General features: G+C 55.5%; 1 protein-coding gene. It reads right to left on the bottom strand.

All coding sequences use genetic code 11. The annotated features are described in order from the left end of the window. A partial coding sequence (locus J4G02_20970) for a DegT/DnrJ/EryC1/StrS family aminotransferase (protein MCE2396996.1) occupies positions 1-622 on the bottom strand: 622 nt, incomplete at both ends.

The raw sequence follows: 622 nt of genomic DNA, 5'->3' as shown, positions 1-622 counted from the left end.
GGACAGGCTCAACACCGGGTGCGTCGGCAATCAGTTCAGAGAGCAACCTGCCGAGCGCGATGCGTCGCTCAACGACATCCCGTAGTTTCTCAAGTTGCGCCAAGCCGACAGCACCCTGCATCTCTGTCATGCGGTAGTTGGGAGCGAGGAAGGCGTGGTCACGTTCTCCCATGTATTGATAATCCCACCCTTTGTCTGAAAAGAGTTTCAGACGGATGTAGGTATCTTGATCGTTGGTCAGGATCATCCCGCCGTCCCCTGTGGTCATGTGCTTCGATTGTTGGAAACTGAAGCAGCCCATATGCCCAAATGTCCCGGCGTAGCGTCCTTTGTACTTCGTTGCGTGGGTCTGGCAGCAGTCTTCGATTAGGATAACGTTATGCTTTTCGGCGATTTTCACGACCTCGTCGATGTCGCATGGGTGACCAAACAGATGCACCAGAATAATGGCGCGGGTACGGTCGGTAATGTTCGCCTCAATGGATTCGGGGGTCATGTTCAGCGTCTTGGGGTCTACATCGGCGAAGACGGGTACGGCGTTCTGCATGAGAATCGGCATCACGCTGCCGGGATCGGTGATCGGCGCGGTGATGATTTCGTCGCCGGGGTTGGGATTGACGAC

The organism is Candidatus Poribacteria bacterium (genome assembly GCA_021295755.1).
Taxonomy (GTDB): domain Bacteria; phylum Poribacteria; class WGA-4E; order WGA-4E; family PCPOR2b; genus PCPOR2b.
This window is presented reverse-complemented; position numbering and strand designations above follow the sequence as displayed.